This is a genomic window from Sphaerotilus microaerophilus, from assembly GCF_023734135.1.
Taxonomy (GTDB): domain Bacteria; phylum Pseudomonadota; class Gammaproteobacteria; order Burkholderiales; family Burkholderiaceae_C; genus Sphaerotilus; species Sphaerotilus microaerophilus.
This window is the reverse complement of record NZ_AP025730.1, coordinates 3,315,392-3,336,584: the sequence shown is the minus strand read 5'-3', so window position 1 is coordinate 3,336,584 and position 21,193 is coordinate 3,315,392. Positions and strand designations below refer to the sequence as shown.

The window sequence follows — 21,193 nt, the reverse complement described above, 5'->3', positions numbered from 1 at the left end:
GGAACGAATTGCGCCGAAGCCCGGCGCGGGCGGGATCAACGGAACGGCCGGTCGCTCAGGGTTTTGGTGGGCCGCTCAGGACCTGACGCCGGGCGGCGTGTAGAGCAGCTCGACGCGGCGGTTGCGCGCCCGGCCGTCTTCGTCGGTGTTGGCCGCGACGTAGCAGCAGCGCCCACGGGCATCGATCTCGATGCGTGCCGGCAGGTCCGGCGCCAGCGCCAGCAGGTGACGGCGGATGGCCAAGGCGCGGCTCACAGCCAGTGCCTGATTGAGTCGCTCGCTGCCCTGGTCGTCCGTGCGGCCGGAAATCACCAGCCGGTCCACGCGACGCAGTTCGTTGAGAGCCTGCTTCAGTTGGCTTCGGTGGGCCGCTGTCAGGTCGGCGCTGTTCGAGCCGAACAACAGCGTCAACCGGCGGGGTGTGGGCGGTGGCGTGACGACGGGTGGCACCGGCGCTTCGACGGGCCCCGAAAGTGTCTCGGTTGAATCCGCTGCGGCGCTGCTTGCTGGCGGTGTCGATGGGGCGGGCCTGTCCCGCCGGGCGGGTTCCTGGTCGACCGCCTCCGTCGCCACGGGAGCTGGCGCTGCCGCCGCAAGGGTCTTGGGCGTGACCGAGGGGCAATGGGGCGGCGTGCAGACCCCAAAGGCCGCATCGCTCTGGAAGCCCAGCTGGGCCACGCGCTGGCCAAGCGTGGCCGTGTCGGGCCGCGAGGGCAGGGCGGGTGGGTCCTGTTCGACGCCGGGCCATGTGCAAGCTGCCAGCAGCGTGGCGAGCAGCGAGGAGCCGGCCAGCGCGACGCGGTGGGTGGTCCGTGGCGTGCTCATTGCGGCCGCTCCTGCGCAGAAGTGGCGACCAGACGCTGGTGCACGCGCCAGGCGTAGCGGGTGCGGGCACGGCGGCAGTCCGAACCGCGCAGCCGCGAGCAGGCGGCGTTGTAGGCACCGACACCGTTCCAGTTCTGCCCGTGGCGCGAGAAGGAATCGGCCAGCAACCAGGCACCGACCTGGATGTTGGTGCAGGGGTCGAAGAGATCTGCCTCGCGGATACCGAGCTGGGCCAGCCTGGGCAGGTGGCTGCTGTTGATCTGCATGAGGCCGATGTCGTAGCTGCCGGTGCGCTGCCAATGGCTGCGGTTGACCGCCAGGGGGTCGAGGCTGGATTCCGCCTGGGCGATGGCGTGCAGCAGCTCGGGCGATACGCCGTAGCGCTGGCCGGCGGCTTCCCAGCAGGCTGCGGCGGGCAGGGCCAGGGTGAAGGCCAGTGAGCCGGCCGCGAGGCGCTGGGGCTGCCACCGGCCTGAAGTGGTACGCAGCGGAGCAAGGGGAGTGACGCACATGGCCCAGATTCCCTTCCTGGCGCTCGCTGGAGGTGCGAGCGGTTGGATGAAGGGTAGGTGGGCCGCTGCGGTACGTCAGGGGAGGAAAGGGGGCGCTGTGAGGGGGGTATCGGGATTGGCTGCTGCCCTCACGTACACCGCGCGCGAGAAGTGACCTACGGGTCACCCCGCGAGACAGAATCGACCCGGGCATAGAAGCTATGGCAATTCAATGAGACTTGACCGGATGGATGCGATTGACGCATGCACACAGTCGGGCCAGTCGGTTACCGATCGGTCACTTTCAACTTGACCTCCAGTAGGTCGATGTCGAAAATGACCGAAAGGTAACTTCAAGAGCCTGCCATGCTGCCCTCGGGTCAATTGTTGCCGATCGGTAACTCAGTGAGTACGGACACTCCGATCCGCTCCTCCGTCGAGCTGGGTGCCGTCATCCGCGAGCAGCGCAAGCGGCTGGCCTTGAAACAGCTCGACCTGGCCGGCCTGGGCAACACCGGCAACCGTTTCATCGTGGACCTGGAAAACGGCAAGCCGACGGTGCAGTTGCAGAAGGTGCTCGATCTCATGGACCTGCTGGGCCTGGAGGTGGTGGTGCGCACCAAGGCCTCTCGGTCGGCATCGTCGCTTTGAGGAGCGGGTGATGCAGCCAAGGCCTGACCGGCTGGACGTTTACTACGGCAACGACCTGGTCGGCGTCGTGCACGACAGCCTGCCGCTGGCCTTCGAGTACGCACCTGCGTGGCTGGGTCACCCCCATCGCATGTCGCTGGCCGCCATCCCGGTGCAGCCCGGCCCGCAAGCCACGCCCGAGGTGCAGGCCTTCTTCGAGAACCTGCTGCCCGAGGGTGAACTGCGCGACTACCTGGCGGCCCAGCGCAAGGCGTCCACCCTGTTCTCGCTGCTGCTGGAGGTGGCTGGCGACACCGCGGGTGCCTTCGTGCTGGTGGCGCCCGGGCAGACGCCGGAGCCGCCTCGCTATGAGGCCACGACCTGGGAAGCCATCGCAGCCATCCTGGCCAAGCGGTCGGCCTCTGCGATCGACATCCACGAGCCAGGCGCCCGCATCTCGCTGGCCGGGGCGCAGGACAAGACCGGCCTGGCGATCTTCGACGACGGCGTGCCGCGGCTGCCCAAGGGAACATCGCCCTCGACCCACATCCTCAAGCCCAACATCCGGCGCCTGGCCAAGGTCTGGCACTCGGCGGCGAACGAGGTCATCGTGATGCGCGCGGCTGCGCTGGTGGGACTGCCGACGGCTGAGGTCTTCTATGAGGCGCACACCGAAGCCTGCGTTGTGCGCCGCTTCGACCGCCAGTTGCGCGCCGACGGCACGCTGGCTCGTCTGGTGCAGTACGACCTGTGCCAGCTGGCCGGCACCGTTTCGGACCGAAAGTACGAGAAGGAGGGCGGCCCAGGCTTGGCCAGCTGTGCCGAACTGATCCGCCGGTACAGCTCGCAACCCGCCGTCGATCTGCGCCTCCTGATGCGCTGGGTGTTCTTCAACCTGTACGTGGGCAACAACGACAGCCACGCCAAGAACCTGTCGATCTACAGCCTGCCTGACCGGGGTGTGATGCTGACGCCGTTCTACGACCTGATGTGCACGAGGCTGTACCCTGGGTTGTCGAACGAATTCGCCTTTGCCATCGGCGGCGAAGTCATGCCCGGTGAGATGACTACGGACCACTTGGCACAGATGGCCAGGCAGCTCGGCATGCAGCCTCGGTTCGTGGTGCGACAGGCCAGCGAGATGGCGGAACGCCTGCCGGCCGCACTGGCTCAGGCGGTCCAAGAGGTGGCGCCAGGCTTGGCGCCGTCCGCACAGACCCTGGCCGAGCGGCTCGAGCGCTTTGTTCGGGCGACGACAAAGAAGATGGCCGCCCGGCTCTCAACGTGACCGCTCCACGGCATCCACTGGATTCACAATGCCAGATGCGCCCGGTTGCCTTGGGTAGACCCAGGACGCAGCACTGCGTCCCGGACCTCCCGGGTAGCCAGGCGGGTAGCCAGGACCGCAAGATTCGAGAACATCATCCGTAAGTTGTTGTTTTTTCAGGAAATTGTTTTCAGATCCGAGCAATACGACATCGTCTTACTTTGATGGTTCACGGGGTGTCGCCCCGTGTCGGTCGCCACACGTAAGCGGTTGTCGCGCAAGGAGTTTGTAGGTAGGTCTGCGGCGGGTTCCGAGCTCAGGGCGCCGACAAGTTGACGATGCGCGAGAACAGGCGCTTGTACTCGCGGTCCAGGTCGGTGTCGAGGCGGGGGTCGCCGTTGGCCGCGAAGGCCGCATCGATGCCGATCCAGTCCTCTTCGAGCAGGTGCTGCTGGGCCGCTGGCAGGATCACGCCTTCTTCGCGGCCCATGTGCTCCCACAGGAAGGTGGCATAGCGTCCAACAGCTTGTTCGAGCGCCTGCCGGCCGTCCATTCGCTCGGTATCGTCACTGGCGGTGGCCAGCGCTTCGACCAGCCCTGCGAGTTCATCGACCAGCACCACATCGCGCTCGTGCTGGCGCGCCAGCTCATCGAGTTCGATCGCAACGGCCGGGGCGCGCTCGCGCAGGCGGGCGAACAGGAAGGCCTCCTCCTTGGGGTGGTGCAGCCGCAACGGGAAGGCGCGCAGATACTGCACGATCGAGCGCATCAGCGCGACGTCGGGGTCCGTGCCGGCGCTGCGGGCCTGCGCCAGCAGGTGCATCCAGGCGTGCAGCACGGCCGCCAGCGAGCGGTGCTCGTCGCGGATCACCGCAATGGCCCGCGCCGGTGCGCGGCGCTCGCCGGTGGAGGACACCAGCACCGGCAGGCCGGCATTCATCAGCACCGCCAGCGTTTCCGACGCCAGCGCCATGCCGATGCGGCTGCGCTTGCCGTGCGAGGCCATGAAGATCAGGTCGCAGCCGCGCGCGCGTGCCGCGGCGATGATGGCCGCGGCCGGTTGATTGCCGACGGCGTGCAAGGGCTCGCAGGGCACGCCGAAGGCGCGGGCGGCGGCTTCGGCCTTGGCGAGCAACTCGCGCGCCTTGCCTGCGACGGCGTAGTCGTAGTCTGCCGGTGCCGCAGCGCGCAGCAACTCGGCCTCGCCACGCAGCGAGCCGGCGTGGTCGGCCACGACGTGGAAGAAGGTGATGCGCGCGCCCAGCGAGCGGGCCAGCGCGACGGCGTTGCCGACCACCTCGACCGACAGATCGGTGGCATCGATGGGCACCAGCAGGTGACGGTACATGGCGATTCTCCAGAGCGGGGCTGCAAGCGGGGCTGGCGGTCGACCCTGCGATGCATGCTAGGAGGTGCCTGGCCGGGGTAACCCACTCCTGGCGGGGGGGGCTCGCAGACCCTAGTGGAGGGCCACACCCCCCGCGTCTAGGATGCGCCGCATCGGCCTTCACAGCGCTCCATTCCGCCGTCGTGTCCTTCGTTTCCGCTCCTGGCTCCGCCCCACTCCCCGACGACCTGCTGCTCAAGGTGACTCCGCCGCGCGTGCCGCGGCAGCAGCTGACGCGTGGGCGCCTGGCCATCGAGGGGGGGACCGGGCGGCAGCAGCGCGGCATCCTGGTGCAGGCGCCAGGGGGCTTCGGCAAGACCTCGCTGCTGGCGCAATGGCGGCGCGAGTACCTGGCACGCGGGAGTGCCGTGGCCTGGTTGTCGGCGCAGGGCGTGGACGATGCGGCCCGGCTGCTGCACGCGTTGGCGCTGTCGGTGCGCGTGGGCGCGGCGCGGCCGGCCTTCGGGCATACCCTGCTCGATGCGGCCACCCCGGGTGACCTGGAGGGCTGCACGGTCTGGCTGGCCGAGGTGGCTCAGGCGGCGCTGGACCTGGTGCTGATCGTCGACGAAGCAGACCACCTGGGCGGCGGCGCGCGCGACGCGCTGGGCTACCTGCTGCGCAATGCGCCGCCGAACTTGCGCATGGTGGTGGCTGCGCGCAGCGACTGCCAGCTTGGCGTCGATGACCTGCTCACCTACGGGCACTGTCGGCTGCTGGGGCCGGTGCAGCTGCGTTTCGAACTCGACGAGACCCTGGCGCTGGCGCAGGCCCGTTGCGGCGACCGGCTCGACGCCGACACTGCCGCCCGCCTGCACGAACTCACCGAGGGCTGGCCCTTGGGCCTGCAGCTGGCGCTGACCGTGCTTGCTGGCGGGCAGGACGCGCGCAGTGAGGTGGCCGCCATGGCGGCGCACGGCAGCGGGGGCCTGCGCGAGCACCTGGTGGCGCTGCTGCTGGCCAACCTGGTGCCCAGTGACCTGGACTTCCTCGTGCGCATCGCCGCACTGGAGGCGCTGCATCCGCAGCTGTGCGATGCCGTCATGGGCGCCACGGCGGGAGCGGCAACGGCTGTCGAACGCCTCACCCGCCTCGCCCGGGACACCCCCATCCTGGCCGCCAGCGAGGGTGGCGAGTGGCTGCGCATGCACACCCTGGCACGCGATGCGCTGCGCCAGCGTCTGGCTGCGCTGCCGCGGCCCGAGCAGGACGAGCTGCATCGCCGCGCCGCTGACTGGCTGGCCGCGCATGGGCAGGTGGAGCCTGCGGCCCGGCATGCCTGGGCGGCCGGAGAGACCGAGCGTGCCTACGGCCTGCTGGAGCGCAGCCTCTACGACTCCATCATGGCGCGCGGCCGCCAGGGCGCCGTGCTCGACTGGCTGGCGCGCCTGCCGCCGGCCGAGCTGGACCGCCGCCCGCGCCTGCTGCTGGCCGCGGCCTGGTCGCTGGCCCTGAGCGAGCGCCACCTGGAGGCCGAGCGGCTCATCGTGCGCCTGCTTGCCCAGGACGGCGTGGACGATGCCCTGCGCTGCGAGTGCGCCCTGATCCGCGGCGGCGCCGCCATCTTTGCCGACGAGCCGGACCGTTTCGTCGACCACTTCGCGCCCTGGCCGGATGCCTCGCTGCTGCAGGACCCCTTGCTGCAGCAGGTGCACGCCAATCGCACCGCCTTCCGCACCCTGCTGGAGGGCCAGCCGGCGCTGGCGCGGCGCCGCCAGCAGCAGGCCCCGCAGGAGGCAGCTGGCGGGGCCCTGGGGGCGGCGCAGGGCCACCTTGACCGGTGGGGCGAGTTCATCATCGGCCTGACCCACCTCTGGGAGGGCCAGGTGCTGCTGGCCGAGCGGGTCCTGCGACCGGCATTGGCGCGTGCCGAGGCCGAGTTGGGCCGCCGGGCCCCGCTGCCCAGCATGCTGGCCGCGCTGCTGGCCGCCGCCACCTGGGAGAAGGGGCTGCCCGGCGAAGCCGCCGCCCTGCTGGCCAACCGCCTGGATGTGCTGGAGCGCAGCGGCGTACCCGAGGCCGTGCTGCTGGCCTATCGCACGCTGGCGCGCATCGCCGGGGCGGCTGGGGACGAGCCGCGTGCGCTGGAGTTGCTGGGCGCGCTGGAGGCGGTGGGGCAGATCCGGGCGCTGCCGCGGCTGCGCCTGGCCAGCCTGGCCGACCAGGTGCGCCTGCATGCCCGGCGCTTCCGTGCCGAGACCTGCCGCGCCCTGTGCGAGCAGATGGACGCCCTGCTGGCCGAGCCCGGCCTGCCGGAGGGCCCCCTGTGGCGGCGCAGCGTGCAATTGCTGCGCGATCTGGCGCAGGGGCATGCCGCCATCGCCGCACAGGCCTGGCGGGCGGCCGAGCTGCCGCTGGAGCGGGCCGACGCGCTGGCGCGGCTGTGCCGGCTGGGGCGGCTGCACATCGAGCTGGTGGGGCTGCGCGCCTTTGTGCTCGACCGCTGTGGCGAGGACAGCCGCGCGCGGATGCAGGAGGTAGCCGACCTGGCGCAGTCGGCCGGGCTGGCGCGGGTGTTCGATGACGCGCACCCTGCGCTGGGCGACTGGGTGCGGCAGTCCGGCCGCGAACCACGGGGCCTGCGCGACGCAGGCGGCCAGCCGTTTGGGCTGCCATTGGGTGGCCCGGGCCCGCTGGCCGCGCCGATGCGTGCCCCGCTGCCGCCGCCGCCTGCCGAGACGGCCCCCCGCGCGGCGCCCAGCATGGCGCTGACCCCCAAGGAGCGCGAGGTGATGGTCCTGCTGGCGCGCAACCTCTCCAACAAGGAGATCGGCCTGGCGATGCAGGTGGGCGAGGAAACCATCAAGTGGCACATGAAGAACCTCTTCGCCAAGCTGGACGCCGGCACGCGCAAGCAGGTCGTGCAGCGCGCCCGCATCCTCGGCCTGCTCGAAGTCGAGGGTTGAGTCCCCACCCGCGGTGCCCCACCCCCCGATCCCCCTCCTCGCCGGGGGGGATCCCGAGCGACTGACTGCCTAACCTTGTCGCCATCCCGAGCCGCAAAGCCAACCTGGCCGCGGCCGCCACGATGGAGACAAGCCCATGTCCGTTGCCGCTCCCAGTGCCGCTTCAGTTACCACCCCCGAAGCCCCCGCCGTCGTGCGGCCGGCCCTGCGCGTCGAGCCGCTGACCTGCGCCATCGGCGCGCAGCTGTCCAACGTGAACCTTGGCGTCGCCTCGCGCGACCCGGCCCTGGTGGCGGAGATCCGCGCACTGCTGCTGCGCCACCGCGTGCTGTTCTTCCGCGACCAGGACATCACGCGCGCCGAGCATGTGGCCTTCGCCCGCCACTTCGGCGAGCTGGAAGACCACCCCGTGGCCGGCAGCGACCCCGACCACCCCGGGCTGGTGCGCATCTACAAGAACCCGGACACGCCCAACGACCGCTACGAGAACTCCTGGCACACCGACGCCACCTGGCGCGAGAAGCCGCCCTTCGGCTGCGTGCTGCGCTGCGTGGAGTGCCCGCCGGTGGGGGGCGACACCATGTGGGCCAACATGGTGCTGGCCTATGAGCGACTGCCGGAGCACATCCAGACGCAGATCGCCGGCCTGCGCGCCCGCCACAGCATCGAGGCCACCTTCGGCGCCGCGATGCCCATCGAGAAGCGCCTGGCGCTCAAGGCGCAGTACCCCGACGCCGAGCACCCGGTGGTGCGCACCCACCCCGAGACGGGCGAGAAGATCCTCTTCGTCAACGGCTTCACCACCCACTTCACCAACTTCCACACCGCCGAGAACGTGCGCGTGGGCCAGGACTTCACGCACGGCGGCTCCGACCTGCTGCGCTACCTGCTCAGCCAGGCCTTCATCCCTGAGTACCAGGTGCGCTGGCGCTGGCAGCCCAACTCGATGGCCATGTGGGACAACCGCTCGACCCAGCACTACGCGGTGATGGACTACCCGCCCTGCCACCGAAAGATGGAACGCGCCGGGATAAAGGGTTAACCCCCAACCTCGCTGGCGCTCGGTACCCCCGGGCCCCGCAGGGGCCCACTGCGTGGGCCTTGGGGGCCGTCCGCCAGCGGACCGGCGGAGCCGGATCCGCGGCGGGAAGCTGGACACACACCTCGCAACAGGCCAAGCAACAGGCCAAGCAACAGGCCTCGCAATCCCCCTTGCTCAAGGACATCACACCATGAACTTCCAAGACGGCTCGCTCTTCCCCGAGAACCAGGAACCCCTCGTCATCACCTGCGCGCCCTACGGGCCGGAGTGGATGCCCTCGGACTTTCCCGAGGACATCCCCGTGTCGATGGCCGATCAGATCCAGAAGGCGGTGGACTGCTACAACGCCGGTGCCACCGTGCTGCACCTGCATGTGCGGGAGGAGGACGGCAAGGGCAGCAAGCGCCTGTCCAAGTTCAACGAGCTGCTGGCCGGCATCCGTGCCCGGGTGCCGGACCTGATCCTGCAGGTGGGCGGCTCGATCAGCTTCGCGCCGGAGGGCGACGGCGAGGTCGCCAAGTGGCTCTCCGACGACACGCGCCACATGCTGGCTGAGCTGCTGCCCACGCCCGACCAGGTGACGATCGCGATCAACACCAACCAGATGAACGTGGTCGAGCAGATGTGCGAGGCCGACATCGCCGGCACCTCGCTGGCCAGCCCGGCCGGCTACCGCGCCTACCGCGAGATGACGATTCCCGCCGGCCCGGAGTGGGTCGAGGAGCACATCCGCCGCCTGTCGGCCAAGGGCATCCAGACCCACTTCCAGCTCGCCAACATCACGCAGCTGGAGACGGTGGAACGCATGATGCGCCGCGGCGTGTGCAACGTGCCGCTGATCCTGACCTGGGTGGCCATCGGCGGCGGGTTCGATGCGCCCAACCTCTACAACCTGGCCAACTTCGTGCGCGCGGTGCCCGACGGCGCGGTGCTGACGCTGGAGACCAGCATGCTCAACGTGCTGCCGCTCAACATGATGGCCATCGCGATGGGCCTGCACGTGCGCTGCGGCATCGAGGACAACATCTGGCAGCAGGACCGCCAGGCCAAGATGGGCACGGTGCGGCAGATCGAGCAGCTGGTGCGCATCAGCCGCGAGTTCGGCCGCCCCGTGGCCGACGGCAAGGAGGCCCGCCGCATCTACCGCATCGGCGAGTTCTACGGCAGCGCCGAGCAGACGCTGGCGAAGAACGGCTTCGCGCCGAACCGCCGGCATGGCCAGCGCGGCTTCCTGCAACACGCCTGATGGACGAGCCGACCGTCCTGATCGTGCCGGGGCTGCGCGATGCCGTCGCGCAGCACTGGCAGACCTTGCTCGAAGCCGAGCTGCCGCGCGTGCGCAGCGTGCCGCCGATGGGCCGCAGCGACCTCGACGTGCATGCGCGCATCGACGCCATTGAGCGCGCCGTGCAGTCCATCGCCGGCCCGATCGTCATCGTTGCGCACAGCGGCGGCTGCCTCATGGTGGCGCACTGGGCCCGCTGGGCCCAGTCGTCGGCTTCGGCGCAGCAGGCCGCGCGCTCGGTGCATGGCGCGGTGGTGGGCGCACTGTTGGCCACGCCACCCGACTTCGAGTCGCCGATGCCCGAGGGCTACCCGACGATCGCCGCCCTGGACGACGCCGGCTGGCTGCCGGTGCCGCGCCAGCGGCTGCCGTTTCGCAGCATCGTCGCCGCCAGCCAGGACGACCCGCTGGGCCGCTTCGAGCGGGTGGCCCAGCTGGCCGCCGACTGGGGCAGCGAGCAGGCCGACCTCGGGTCGGTCGGCCACCTGAACCCGGCCTCGGGCTACGGCCCCTGGCCGGCGGCCCATGACTTCATCGCGCGGCTGTCGGCCGCGCACTGACCCTTGTTGAGGACTCCCATGGCCCGTGCCATCCGCTTCCACCAGACCGGCGGCCCCGAGGTGCTGAACCTCGAAACCGTCGAGGTCGGCGACCCCGGCCCCGGCCAGGTGCGCCTGCGCCACCGCTACGTGGCGGTGAACTTCATCGACATCTACTTCCGCACCGGCCGCTACCCGCACCCGCTGCCGGCCGGGCTGGGCTCGGACGCCGTGGGCGTGGTCGAGGCGGTGGGGGAGGGCGTCGATTTCGTCCGGCCGGGCGACCGCGTCGGCTACCTGCTGGGGCCCCAGGGCGCCTACAGCGACGTGCGGGTGATGCCCGCCGAGGTGCTGATCCCGCTGCCCGACGGCGTGAGCGACCGCAGCGCCGCCACGCTGATGATGAAGGGCCTGACGGCGCAGTACCTGTTCCGCCAGGTGTTCCCGCTGCAGGGCGGCGAGACCATCCTCTACCACGCGGCCGCTGGCGGCGTGGGCCTGGTGGCCTGCCAGTGGGCGCGCGCACTGGGCGTGACGATGATCGGCACCGTCAGCAGCGAGGCCAAGGCCGAGGTGGCGCGCGCACACGGCTGCGCGCACACCATCGTCACCGGCGGCATGACGCCCGAGGACCTGGTGCGCGAGATCCCGCGGCGGGTGCGGGAGATCACCGGCGGCAAAGGCGTGCCGGTGGTCTACGACTCGGTGGGCCGGGACACGCTGATGGCCTCGCTGGACAGCCTGGCCCTGCGCGGCACGCTGGTCAGCAACGGCACCACCTCCGGCCCGGTGGTGGTCGACACCACGCTGCTGGCCGTCAAGGGCTCGATCTGGCTGACCCGCCCGGCCATGGTCCATTACGCCACGCCGCGCAGCCACATGCTGGCGATGGCCGACGAGCTGTTCAGCCACGTGCTGGCCGGGCGCATCGTCGGTGAGCCGCAGCAGGAGTTCCCGCTGGAGCGCGCCGCCGATGCGCACCGCGCGCTCGAATCCCGCCAGACCACCGGCGCCACCGTGCTGACGCTCTGATCTCTCTGCAGCAGCCCAGCAGTCCGGAGGCCCACGCGCCGCCCGGTCCCGACGATCCGCCCCGACGACTCGCCCCGACAGAGGGCCACCCGGAGACAAGCACGATGGACCTGCACGCGATGGAAAACGGAGCGAAGCCCTCCGCGGCCGACGGCTACCTGTACGGCCGCGGCCCGGCCTGGTTCGCCTTCGCGATGACGATCGCCCTGATGGTGTTCGACTACGTCGACCGCCAGGTCATCGTCTCGCTGTTTCCCCACCTCAAGGCCGAATGGGGCCTGTCGGACAAGCAGCTCGGCGCGCTGGTCTCGGTGGTGTCGGTCACCGTCGCCCTGGGTGCGCTGCCGGTGGCGCTGTTCGCCGACCGGGTCAGCCGGGTGCGCAGCATCGCCACCATGGCCACGCTGTGGAGCCTGGCCACGCTCTCGTGCATGTGGGCGCGCAGCTATGGCGTGTTGCTGGCGCTGCGCGGTGTGGTGGGGCTGGGCGAGGCCGGCTACGGCGCGGTGGGCTCGGCGCTGATCGCCAGCCACTTCCCGGCGCGCATGCGCGGGGCCCTGCTGGCCGGCTTCTTCGCCTCGGCCTCGGTGGGCTCGGTGCTGGGCGTGCTGCTGGGCGGGCTGATCGCCGCACGGTGGGGCTGGCAGGCCGCCTTCGGCGTGGTCGGCCTGCCGGGCCTGCTGCTGGCCCTGCTCTACCTGAAGGTGCGCGACTACCCGACCGTGGCGATGGCTCCCGCGCTGGAGGCCAGGCGCCAGTCGCTGGGCGAGGCTGCGGCCCACATCGTGCGGCTGCTGGCGCGCTCGCGCAGCATGTTCTGGGTCTGCGTGGGCGGTGCGGCCCAGCTCATCGTGGTGTCGGCGCTGTGGGCCTGGCTGCCCAGCTTCCTGAACCGGGTGCACGGCGTCGCCCCCGCCCAGGCCGGCGTGCAGGCGGCACTGGTGGTGCTCTGCGGTGCGGCCGGCGCGGTGGTCTGGGGCGCGGTGGTCGACCGGGCCGGCCTGCGCACGCCGCGCCGCAAGCTCGCCATGATGGCGCTGCTCTGCCTGGTCTCGATGGCCGTGCTGGTGGCCGCCGTTGCCTGGGTGCCGCCCGCGCAGCAGTTTGCCGCCATCGCACTGGGTGGCTTCCTGGCCACCTGCACGGTCGGGCCGGTCACGGCCATCGTGATCGACGTCGTCCACCCTGGCGTGCGTGCCACCGGCGCATCGGTGCTGGCGCTGTTCCAGAACCTCTTCGGCCTGGCCGCCGGGCCCTTCCTGGCCGGCGTGCTGTCCGATGCGCTCGGCCTCGTGACCGCCCTCAGCGTGCTGCCGCTGGCCGCCCTGGGCGCCGCCGCGGCCTTCCTGCTGGCCGCCCGAAGCTACGAGGCCGACAAGGCCCGGGCCGCCGAGCCGCTGCCCCCCGCCGAGTTACTGCCGGCCCGCCCGGCCACCGCCTGAGCCCCCGCTGCGATGCCTCTTCAACCTGCCGACCTCACCCCGGCGCCTGCTGCCGACCGGCTGCGCAGCCTCATCCCAAGGCTTTTCCCCGGCGTCATGGCCTGCGCCGTCGTCGCTGCCGCGGCCGGCTTCCTGGGCGAACACTACGGCGCACCGACGCTGCTGTTCGCCCTGCTGCTGGGGCTGGCGATGAACTTCCTCTCCGAGCAGGGCCCCTGCGGGCCGGGCATCGCCTTCTGCGGCCGCACGCTGCTGCGCATTGGCGTGGCGCTGCTGGGCCTGCGCATCACGCTGGCGCAGGTGGTGGCGCTGGGCTGGGGGCCGGTGCTGCTGGTGCTGCTGTGCGTGGCGCTGACCATTGCGCTGTCGATGCTGGCGGCCCGGCGCCTGGGCTTCCAGGGTCTGTTCGGCCTGCTCACCGGCGGCGCCACCGCCATCTGCGGTGCCTCGGCGGCGCTGGCGCTGTCGGCTGCGCTGCCGGTCCACCCGCAGAAGGAGCGCGCCACCCTGTTCACCGTGATCGGCGTGTCGGCCCTGTCCACCTTCGCGATGGTGGCCTACCCGATGCTCACCCAGGCCCTGGGCCTGTCGCCGCGCGCGGCCGGCATCTTCCTCGGCGCCACCATCCACGACGTGGCGCAGGTGGTCGGCGCCGGCTACGGCATCTCGCGCGAGGCGGGCGACGCCGCCACGCTGGTCAAGCTGCTGCGCGTGGCCATGCTGCTGCCGGTGATCCTGCTGGCCGCCACCCTCACCCGCCGGGCGGCCGCACTCAGCAGCAACGGCAGCAGCGCCGTGCCGGGCGAGCCCGCCGGCGCGCGCCCGCCCCTGCTGCCCGGCTTCGCGGTGGGCTTTGCGCTGCTGGTCGCCGTCAATAGCACCGGCTGGGTGCCCGGCTGGGCCCAGGCCGCGGGCAGCGAGGCCTCGCGCTGGTGCCTCGTCACCGCGATGGCCGGCATCGGCATGAAGACCCAGCTGCGCGATCTCGCCACCGTCGGCCTCAAGCCCGTCGCCCTGATGCTGGGTGAAACCCTCTTCCTCGCCGCGCTGGCGCTCGTTCTGATGCGTTGGCTCGCCTGAGGGCAACCTTCCCTGAAACTCCCGCGAGAATCCGCCCATGACCCGACCCCCGAGCCTTGTCCGTCGTCACCTGCTGGGCGCCGCTGCCCTGGCCTGGATGGCCGGTCCCGCGGTGCGGGCACAGGGGGGGACCTTTCCGACCAGGCCGCTGCGCCTGATCGCCGCCGGCCCGGCCGGCGCCACCGCCGACCTGATCGCCCGCCTCGTCGCCGACCCGCTTGCCCGCGCGCTGGGCCAGAGCGCCATCGTCGAGCCCAAGCCCGGCGCCGCTGGCGCGCTGGCGGTGGGCGACCTGGTGCAGGCCCCGCACGACGGCCACACCCTGCTGGTGGGCGTCAGCTCGCTGGTCAGCGAGATCCCGCACATCGTCAAGCTGCGGCTCGACATGGCCAAAGAGCTGCGTCCCCTGGCCGAGCTGGCCCGCGGCGGCCTGGTGCTGGTCGGCCACCCCGGCCTACCCGCGCGCAACCTGGCTGAGCTGATCGCCCACGTCAAGGCCCGCCCCGGCCAGGTCAACGTGGCCTCCTACAGCCCCGGCACCCTGAGCCACGTGCTCGGCCTGCTGCTCAACCAGGCTGCCGGTATCGACCTGCAGCACGTCGGCTACAAGGGCAGCACCCCCGCGCTGGCCGACGTGATGGGCGGCCACGTGCCGCTGATGTTCGACGGCATCGGCACCAGCCTGCCGCTGATCCGCGCCGGCAAGCTGCGCGCCTTCGCCGTCAGCCTGCCCCGGCGCTCGCCCGTGCTGCCCGACGTGCCTACCTTCACCGAGCTGGGCTACCCGAGCCTGGAAGCCCTGTCCTGGATGGGCCTGTGGTGCCCCCCGGACGTACCCGCCGCCGCCCAGGCCCGCCTGCGCGACGCCGCGCTGGCCGCCCTGCAGCAGCCGGCGCTGCGCAGCCGCCTGCAGGAGCTGGGCTTCGAAGTCGGCAGCCCCCGCAGCCCGGACGAACTGGCCGCCGGGTTGAAGGCGGAGTACGAGCGGGTGGGGGCGGTGCTGCGGGGGATCGGGTTCAAGGCGGAGTAGGGGCGGAGCAATGGCTGGCGCGGACCGCCGCAGCGGGTCAGCTTGAGCGAGGGGTTGCGCGCCGCTTGGCGACGGCCGCAGGCGGGCGGGTTTCGGACAGCTTGCCGGTGACGTACTTGTGCAGGACGCTGGCGATCAGCGTCTGGTACGGCATGCCCTCTTCAAGGGCTTTCGCCTGGATGTTCAGCAAATCCACAGAAGACAGGCGGATGTTCACGCGCTTGTCTTTGAGGGCCGTGGTTCGGGCCGCAGCACGCAGGCGTTGCAACTCGGCGCTGCCGGCGCTGGGCTTGAGCTTGCCCGACTCATAGGCTTCGAGCACTTCGAGTTCGTAGGGATCGAGCTTAGACATCGTCTGACTCCTTCGCGATGAAGTCCCGCGTGGCCTTCCGACTGGGAATGATGGTCTTCAGGAGGAAATGGTCATCCTCTTCCACGAAAGGCACCAGGTAAGCGTATCCGGCGACTTCAACCACCATGACCTTCTGCCGTGGGTACTTCGCCGGATTCGGGTGTGGCACCACATCGAGCAGCGCCCCGGCCTCGACGGCGACCGTGACCTCCTCGAAGGAGATTCCACGCTCAGCCTTGAGCAAGTCGTTCTTGTCGGAGGGCCATCTGAACGGCTTCATCACAGCGATGATAGCGGCGTGTGTGCCGATTGTCTTCAGGTGCGCCGTGGACCGCAGATGGACGTATGGCCCGGCGTGCCCGAGCTTCACTGAGCAGGGTGACCCGAGCCTGGAAGCCCTGTCCTGGATGGGCCTGTGGTGCCCCCCGGACGTGAGCGCCGCCCAGGATCGAGTGCATGACGCAGCGCCCGCCGTGCACAGCCGGCTGTGGCCGAGGCTTGGGGCCGGGTACATCGGGCGCCCCCCGCAGTGGGATGCGACATGAGACCACGTCGAGGAAGCGCGGCAGCCTCACCGCCGGGAAAACGCCAGCGTCACGCCCAGCTCACGCATGTCCGGCGTGATGCGCACGCTCGATTCCACGCCGTGCATGCGCGCCGGACATTGCTCCGGTGTCTGCGGCTCGTACATCCGTTCGTCATGGTGCGCCTTCAGCGCCGCCAGGACCGCTGCCCGTGCAGTGCACTTGCCCGTGTCGGCGTTGACCTGGGCGATGATGTCTTTCGGCAGTTAGAAGGTCAGTATGGTCATGGCGATCGCTGAAGGTTGGCTGCATGACCGAGGCGACAAGTAGCTTGACGTGCGCCGATCTTCTGCGCGGCACCCGTGTTTCATTCACCCCGCCCGCGCAGCAGAAAGTGCGACAGCGCCGGGATCATCACCACCGCGCCGATCATGTTCCACACGAACATGAAGGCCAGCAGGATGCCCATGTCGGCCTGGAACTTGATGGGGGAGAGGGCCCAGGTGGCGACGCCGGCGGCCAGGGTGATGCCTACCAGCACGACCACCTTGCCGGTGAAGCGCAGTGCGTTGGCATAGGCCTCGGTGAGCGGCACGCCGGCGCGCTGCTGGGCGAGCTGGACGGAGAGCAGGTACAGCGCGTAGTCCACGCCGATGCCCACGCCCAGCGCGATGACTGGCAGCGTGGCCACCTTGACGCCGATGCCCAGCGCGACCATCAGCGCCTCGCAGAGCACCGAGGTCACCACCAGCGGCACCACCGCCACCACCACCGCGCGCCAGGAGCGGAAGGTGATGAAGCACAGCACGATGACCGCGGCGTAGACCAGCCCCAGCATCTGCACCCAGGCCTGGCGCACGACGATGTTGGTGGCGGCCTCGATGCCCGCGGAGCCGGCGGCGAGGAGGAAGCGGCGTTCGTTACCCGGATCCTGCGCGTCGTGCGCCTTCGCGAAGCCGTCGGCCGCCGCCACCACGCGGTCGAGCGTGTCGGCACGGTGGTCGGCCAGGTAGGCGATCACGGGCATCACCGAGCAGTCGGTGTTGAACAGGTCCGGGTTGTTGACGCTGGCCTGCTGGGCGCCGTAGTTGAGTACGTCCTGGTTGCGGGCGATGGTGAGCCACTTGGGCGCGCCCTCGTTGCTGCCGGCGGTGATCTGGCGCACTGCGTTGGCCAGGCTGAGGGTGGTCTGCACGCCGGGGACCTGCTGCAGCGCCCAGGCCAGGCGGTCGGCCTCGACCAGGGTCTCGTACTTCAGGCAGCCCTCGTTGGGTGTCTTGACGATGACCGCGAAGCTGTCGCTGGACAGGCTGTAGTGCCGGGTGACGAAGGCGTTGTCGCGGTTGTAGCGGCTGTCGGCGCGCAGCTCGGGGGCGCCGAGGTCGAGGTCGCCGATGGCCAGGCGGGTGCTGACCGCATAGCCGCCCAGCAGCAGCCCGGCCGAGGCCAGCACGGTGGCGGTGGCCCAGCGCCGCCGGGTGAAGGACTGCAGGTGCTCGAAGAGGCGGTCGAAGCCGCCGAGTTGGCCAGCGGGTTGTCCTGCCGGCTGTCCGGCAGATTGCCCGGTCGATTGCCCGGCCGGCGGGTCGGCCGCCACGGCCCGCGCTGCGGCGCCAGCGCTGACGCCGACGTAGCTCAGCAGCACGGGCAGCAGGATCAGGTTGGTGAAGATCAGCACCGCCACGCCCAGGCTGGCGGTGATCGCCAGGTCGCGGATCACGGCGATGTCGATCACCACCAGCACCGCGAAGCCCACCGCGTCGGCCAGCAGCGCGGTCAGCCCGGCCAGGAAGAGGCGGCGGAAGGTGAAGCGCGCGGCCACCAGCCGGTGTGCGCCGCGGCCGATGTCCTGCATGATGCCGTTCATCTTTTGCGCCCCGTGGCTGACGCCGATGGCGAAGACCAGGAAGGGCACCAGGATCGAGTACGGGTCCAGCTCGAAGCCCAGCGCAGCCACCAACCCGAGCTGCCAGACCACCGCGATGAACGAGCAGGCCATCACCAACGCGGTGGAGCGCAGGCAGCGGGTGTACAGCCAGATGATGGCGGCGGCCACCGCGGCGGCCAGGGCGAAGTACAACGCCACCTGCCGCAGGCCCTCGATCAGGTCGCCCACCAGCTTGGCGAAGCCGATGATGTGCACGCTGGCCTGGCCGCCGGCCTCGGTGCGCTGGCGCAGCTGCTCCAGCCGCTGGGAGAGTTGCTGCACGTCCAGCCGCTGGCGGGTGGTGGGGTCGGTGTCGAGCAGCGGTACCACCAGCATGCTGGACTTGAAGTCATTGCCGACCAGGCTGCCGACGATGCCGGCGCGGGCGATATTGCCGCGCAGCTGCTCGGTGGCGGCGGCGCTGCCGTCGTAGTTGTCGGGCATCACCGGGCCGCCGCGGAAGCCCTCTTCGGTCACCTCGGTCCAGCGCACACCGGGCGCCCAGAGCGACTTCACCCAGGCGCGGTCGACGCCGGGCGTCAGGAAGACCTCGTCGTGGACCTTCTTCAACGTGGCCTGGTAGGCCGGATCGAAGATGTCGCCCTTCGGGTTGGCCACCACGATGCGCAGGGCGTTGCCCAGGCCGCGCAGCTCGTCCTTGTGGGCGAGGTAGTTCTGGATGAAGGGATGGCTGCGCGGGATCATCTTCTCGAAGCTGGCGGCAAAGCGCAGCTTGGAGGCGGCCATCGCGGCCAGCAGCAGGGTGACCAGCACGCAGGCCAGCACGACCATCAGGCGGTGGTTGAAGACGGCGCGCTCCAGCAGCGAGCCGCTGCGCGGATCGAAGCCGGCCAGGTCGCCGGGGGCGTCGCGCCCGGGGGGCGCAGTGACGGCATGCATGGGCCGTGCTCCTCGAAGAAGAAGGTGGGGAAAATCGGCGGGGGCGCGGCGGACTGGACGCTGCCCGCCCCGTGGAGGGTCAGAGTGGCAGACGGCTCAGCCCGCGCGGGCCCGCCAGCACCAGGTGGGCGTCGCCGGCAAAGGCCACTGCGGCGGCGGGCGCGGCCCGCTCGGTCTTGAGCATCGCGAAGCTGGCGCCATCGTCGCGGCTGAGCAGCACGTGGCCGGCCTGGCTGACGATGGCGATGTCGCCGCGGCCGTTGACCGCGCTGCCGGTCAGGCCCACGCCCAGGCCGGTCGGCACGGTCTGCCAGCTGCGCCCGGCGTCGGTGCTGCGCAGCAGGCTGCCGCGCAGGCCGTGGGCCAGCAGCACGCGTGCGCTGCCGACCACACCGAAGAGCGTGCCGGGATAGGGCTGGGCCAGTGGCACGAAACCTTGATCAAGGCGCTGGCCATCGCGCCGCAGCAGCAGGCCCTGCTCGCCCGCGATGTACCAGTCGCTGCCGACCTGACGCAGCGCGTACAGGTGCAGGCCCTTGGGGTTGTCGACCAGCTCGGGGGCGCTCACCCAGCTGCGGCCGCCGTCGTCGGTGCGCAGCAGGCTGCCGAAGGCGCCCACCGCCAGGCCCTGGCGGGCGTCGCGGAACGCCACGTCCAGCAGCGGGTTCTCGGCGCCCCGGCCGCCGAGGCGCCGGCCGTCCCACTGGCGCTGCCAGCGCTGGCCGCCGTCGGCGGAGTGCAGGATGACGCCGTCGTGGCCCACCGCCCAGCCGTGGCGTTCGTCCGGGAAGCACACGGCCACCAGGTCACTGGACACCGGTACCTCGGCCTGCCGCCAGCTCCCGCCCTGGTCATCCGACCAGAGGATGTGGCCGCGCTGGCCCACCGCCACCAGCCGGGCCCCGGCGCGGGCCAGGCCGGTGACGAGGCCGCGCGGCGCCAGCGGGCTGGGCGTGGCTGGCAGGTCCAGCGCGTCGCGGAAGGCCGCGGCGGCTGCAGCGTTGGCATTGGCGCCACGCGCCGCGGCCAGCAGGGTGCCGGCACCGACGGTGCAGAGCAGGTGGCGGCGCTTCATGGCCGGATGCCCGTTCGGCCGCGGCTCAGCGCACACCGGCGCCGGCCAGCGCATCGGCGGTCCACTCGCGTTCGTTGAGCGGCTTGGTGTGCTTGAGCCCACCGGTCTCGGCGATGAAGCCGGTCAGCGAGTACTGCCGCGACACCAGGTCGTAGTGGCCGAACAGGTCGCTGTACGGCGCCGGCAGGTCGTAGCTGGGCGCCATGTAGGCGAAGCCGGCGCGGTAGATCTGGCCGCGCGCGTCGTAGTTGTCCGCGGCCACGGCCGCCCAGCTGTCCTCGTCGAGGTAGAAGGTGCGCTTGCCGTAGACGTGGCGCTTGCCCTCCTTCAGCGTGGCTTCCACCACCCAGACGCGGTGCAGCTCCCAGCGCACCAGGTCGGGGTTGAGGTGGTTGGGCTTGAGCAGGTCGGCCTGCTTGGCGCCGTAGACCACGGCGTAGGCGTTGTAGGGCACGATCATCTCCTTCTTGCCGATCAGCTTGAAGTCGAAGCGGTCCATCGAGCCATTGAAGAGGAAGACGTCGTCGAAGGTGTTGCCGCCCGCGGTGCCGGGGTTGGGCGTGTCGTGTCCCAGGTCGGGCGCCACCTTGACGCGGCGCTGGCCGGGCAGATAGGTCCAGGCGCGGCGGTCCTTGCTGCCCACGTCCAGCGGGTCGACGATGAGCAGTGCCTCGCCCGCCCGGCGCGCCGGGCCGGTGTAGGTCAGCTTGATGCGCCAGTAGGTGTCGGCGCTCGCGCGGGCCGGATCCCAGTACGGGTACTCCTGGTTGCTCACCCCCTCGGTGGCCAGCGTGACGCGCCCGCTGGCATCCACCGACAGGTTGCGGTACTTGGCCTCGTAGGCCTGGCCGTTGAAGCGCAGCAGGTGGTTCCACATCGCTTCGTGGCCGTTCTTCGGGATCGGGAACGGGAAGCCGGCATGCGCGCCCTCGATGGAGCGCCCGCCGTTGCCGGTGTGGGCCTTGAGCGCGATCTTCGCGGTGTTGTCGCCCACCCATTTCGGGAAGGCCACACTGCGCTGGGTCGGGTAAACATCCACGCGCATGCCTGGGTAGGCCTGCAGCAGCGCCTTGGTGCCCTCGGTGAGCTGGGCAGCGTGCTGCGGCAGGTTCTTCTGGTCGATCACCAGGCGGGGCTTGTCGCTCGCAAAGGGGTTCGGCCGCAGGCCGTCACCGGGCTTGAAGCTGGCCGGCGGCGTGGTCAGCCCCCCCGTGTAGGCCGGGATGGTGCCGGCGGCGTTGCCAGCCTTTTCCGCGCCGATGGCGGTGAGCGTGCTGCCCAGTGCACGGGCTTCGTCGGGCGTGATCGCGGCGTGGCTGCTGCCGGCGGGAAGGGCGGCCAGAGTGGCCGCCAGGGTGGCCGCCAGGGCCAGCTGGGTCGGGGAGGTGCGGGACTTGAGGGACTTGAGGGACCTGAGGGACCTGAGTTGGGAGCGCATGGTGGGAATCCTCTTGGGCTG

Annotated in this window: 18 protein-coding genes; 10 read left to right on the top strand and 8 right to left on the bottom strand. The window is 70.9% G+C overall.

Features of this window, described 5'->3' with window-relative positions; translation table 11 throughout:
• Nucleotides 1-75: 75 nt before the first annotated feature.
• Both NGK70_RS14405 and NGK70_RS14400 read right to left on the bottom strand, forming a co-directional pair.
• A complete protein-coding gene (locus NGK70_RS14405; protein ID WP_251969217.1) occupies nt 76-825 on the bottom strand; it encodes an OmpA family protein in 750 nt (249 codons plus the stop codon).
• The gene (locus NGK70_RS14400; protein ID WP_251969216.1) at nt 822-1,337 is read right to left on the bottom strand and encodes a lytic transglycosylase domain-containing protein; all 516 of its coding nucleotides are present in this window, start codon (nt 1,335-1,337) and stop codon (nt 822-824) included. The genes NGK70_RS14405 and NGK70_RS14400 overlap by 4 nt, the downstream gene beginning before the upstream one ends.
• A gap of 345 nt (nt 1,338-1,682) precedes the next feature.
• On the opposite strand from NGK70_RS14400, the gene NGK70_RS14395 reads away from it, so the two are divergent.
• Entirely contained in the window at nt 1,683-1,967 is a 285-nt protein-coding gene (locus tag NGK70_RS14395; RefSeq protein WP_251969215.1) for a helix-turn-helix domain-containing protein, read from the top strand.
• Between the two features lie 10 nt (nt 1,968-1,977).
• Nucleotides 1,978-3,234, top strand: coding sequence for a type II toxin-antitoxin system HipA family toxin (locus NGK70_RS14390; RefSeq protein WP_251969214.1), 1,257 nt, complete (start codon nt 1,978-1,980; stop codon nt 3,232-3,234).
• Between the two features lie 295 nt (nt 3,235-3,529).
• Here NGK70_RS14390 and NGK70_RS14385 read toward each other — a convergent pair whose 3' ends face one another.
• Nucleotides 3,530-4,561, bottom strand: a complete 1,032-nt coding sequence (locus NGK70_RS14385) for a universal stress protein (protein ID WP_251969213.1) — start codon at nt 4,559-4,561, stop codon at nt 3,530-3,532.
• Between the two features lie 182 nt (nt 4,562-4,743).
• On the opposite strand from NGK70_RS14385, the gene NGK70_RS14380 reads away from it, so the two are divergent.
• The 8 genes from NGK70_RS14380 (at nt 4,744) to NGK70_RS14345 (ending at nt 14,956) form a co-directional block, all read left to right on the top strand.
• A complete protein-coding gene (locus NGK70_RS14380; protein ID WP_251969212.1) occupies nt 4,744-7,506 on the top strand; it encodes a winged helix-turn-helix domain-containing protein in 2,763 nt (920 codons plus the stop codon).
• Between the two features lie 205 nt (nt 7,507-7,711).
• Entirely contained in the window at nt 7,712-8,548 is an 837-nt protein-coding gene (locus tag NGK70_RS14375; protein WP_251973788.1) for a TauD/TfdA dioxygenase family protein, read from the top strand.
• Nucleotides 8,549-8,738: 190 nt separating this feature from the next.
• Entirely contained in the window at nt 8,739-9,794 is a 1,056-nt protein-coding gene (locus NGK70_RS14370) for a beta-keto acid cleavage family enzyme (protein ID WP_251969211.1), read from the top strand.
• Entirely contained in the window at nt 9,794-10,393 is a 600-nt protein-coding gene (locus NGK70_RS14365) for an RBBP9/YdeN family alpha/beta hydrolase (RefSeq protein WP_251969210.1), read from the top strand. Before NGK70_RS14370 ends, NGK70_RS14365 begins: the two co-directional genes overlap by 1 nt.
• Before the next feature lie 18 nt (nt 10,394-10,411).
• A complete protein-coding gene (locus NGK70_RS14360; protein ID WP_251969209.1) occupies nt 10,412-11,404 on the top strand; it encodes a quinone oxidoreductase family protein in 993 nt (330 codons plus the stop codon).
• A gap of 104 nt (nt 11,405-11,508) precedes the next feature.
• Complete coding sequence (locus tag NGK70_RS14355) at nt 11,509-12,846, top strand: MFS transporter (RefSeq protein ID WP_251969208.1); 1,338 nt, start codon at nt 11,509-11,511, stop codon at nt 12,844-12,846.
• 12 nt (nt 12,847-12,858) lie between these two features.
• Nucleotides 12,859-13,926 (top strand): YeiH family protein, encoded by a 1,068-nt coding sequence (locus NGK70_RS14350; RefSeq protein WP_251969207.1) that lies wholly within the window; start codon nt 12,859-12,861, stop codon nt 13,924-13,926.
• 37 nt (nt 13,927-13,963) lie between these two features.
• Nucleotides 13,964-14,956 carry a Bug family tripartite tricarboxylate transporter substrate binding protein gene (locus NGK70_RS14345; protein ID WP_251969206.1) on the top strand — a complete coding sequence of 331 codons (993 nt, stop codon included), beginning with the start codon at nt 13,964-13,966 and terminating at the stop codon, nt 14,954-14,956.
• A 37-nt stretch (nt 14,957-14,993) separates the two neighbouring features.
• Here the strand turns inward: NGK70_RS14345 and NGK70_RS14340 are convergent, their stop codons facing one another.
• From NGK70_RS14340 to NGK70_RS14320, 5 genes are all read right to left on the bottom strand, one after another.
• A complete protein-coding gene (locus NGK70_RS14340) occupies nt 14,994-15,308 on the bottom strand; it encodes a hypothetical protein (protein WP_251969205.1) in 315 nt (104 codons plus the stop codon).
• Nucleotides 15,301-15,588 carry a BrnT family toxin gene (locus tag NGK70_RS14335; RefSeq protein WP_251969204.1) on the bottom strand — a complete coding sequence of 96 codons (288 nt, stop codon included), beginning with the start codon at nt 15,586-15,588 and terminating at the stop codon, nt 15,301-15,303. Before NGK70_RS14335 ends, NGK70_RS14340 begins: the two co-directional genes overlap by 8 nt.
• A gap of 611 nt (nt 15,589-16,199) precedes the next feature.
• Nucleotides 16,200-18,659 carry an efflux RND transporter permease subunit gene (locus tag NGK70_RS14330; RefSeq protein ID WP_251969203.1) on the bottom strand — a complete coding sequence of 820 codons (2,460 nt, stop codon included), beginning with the start codon at nt 18,657-18,659 and terminating at the stop codon, nt 16,200-16,202.
• A 79-nt stretch (nt 18,660-18,738) separates the two neighbouring features.
• Nucleotides 18,739-19,734 carry a WD40/YVTN/BNR-like repeat-containing protein gene (locus NGK70_RS14325; RefSeq protein ID WP_251969202.1) on the bottom strand — a complete coding sequence of 332 codons (996 nt, stop codon included), beginning with the start codon at nt 19,732-19,734 and terminating at the stop codon, nt 18,739-18,741.
• Nucleotides 19,735-19,759: 25 nt separating this feature from the next.
• Nucleotides 19,760-21,172, bottom strand: coding sequence for a DUF1329 domain-containing protein (locus tag NGK70_RS14320; RefSeq protein ID WP_251969201.1), 1,413 nt, complete (start codon nt 21,170-21,172; stop codon nt 19,760-19,762).
• Nucleotides 21,173-21,193: the final 21 nt, after the last annotated feature.

Coding starts and splice junctions, on each gene's coding strand:
- NGK70_RS14405 (WP_251969217.1), bottom strand. CDS start 825: ATGAGCACGCCACGGACCACCCACCGCGTCGCGCTGGCCGGCTCCTCG.
- NGK70_RS14400 (WP_251969216.1), bottom strand. CDS start 1,337: ATGTGCGTCACTCCCCTTGCTCCGCTGCGTACCACTTCAGGCCGGTGG.
- NGK70_RS14395 (WP_251969215.1), top strand. CDS start 1,683: ATGCTGCCCTCGGGTCAATTGTTGCCGATCGGTAACTCAGTGAGTACG.
- NGK70_RS14390 (WP_251969214.1), top strand. CDS start 1,978: ATGCAGCCAAGGCCTGACCGGCTGGACGTTTACTACGGCAACGACCTG.
- NGK70_RS14385 (WP_251969213.1), bottom strand. CDS start 4,561: ATGTACCGTCACCTGCTGGTGCCCATCGATGCCACCGATCTGTCGGTC.
- NGK70_RS14370 (WP_251969211.1), top strand. CDS start 8,739: ATGAACTTCCAAGACGGCTCGCTCTTCCCCGAGAACCAGGAACCCCTC.
- NGK70_RS14365 (WP_251969210.1), top strand. CDS start 9,794: ATGGACGAGCCGACCGTCCTGATCGTGCCGGGGCTGCGCGATGCCGTC.
- NGK70_RS14360 (WP_251969209.1), top strand. CDS start 10,412: ATGGCCCGTGCCATCCGCTTCCACCAGACCGGCGGCCCCGAGGTGCTG.
- NGK70_RS14355 (WP_251969208.1), top strand. CDS start 11,509: ATGGACCTGCACGCGATGGAAAACGGAGCGAAGCCCTCCGCGGCCGAC.
- NGK70_RS14350 (WP_251969207.1), top strand. CDS start 12,859: ATGCCTCTTCAACCTGCCGACCTCACCCCGGCGCCTGCTGCCGACCGG.
- NGK70_RS14345 (WP_251969206.1), top strand. CDS start 13,964: ATGACCCGACCCCCGAGCCTTGTCCGTCGTCACCTGCTGGGCGCCGCT.
- NGK70_RS14340 (WP_251969205.1), bottom strand. CDS start 15,308: ATGTCTAAGCTCGATCCCTACGAACTCGAAGTGCTCGAAGCCTATGAG.
- NGK70_RS14335 (WP_251969204.1), bottom strand. CDS start 15,588: ATGAAGCCGTTCAGATGGCCCTCCGACAAGAACGACTTGCTCAAGGCT.
- NGK70_RS14330 (WP_251969203.1), bottom strand. CDS start 18,659: ATGCATGCCGTCACTGCGCCCCCCGGGCGCGACGCCCCCGGCGACCTG.
- NGK70_RS14325 (WP_251969202.1), bottom strand. CDS start 19,734: ATGAAGCGCCGCCACCTGCTCTGCACCGTCGGTGCCGGCACCCTGCTG.
- NGK70_RS14320 (WP_251969201.1), bottom strand. CDS start 21,172: ATGCGCTCCCAACTCAGGTCCCTCAGGTCCCTCAAGTCCCTCAAGTCC.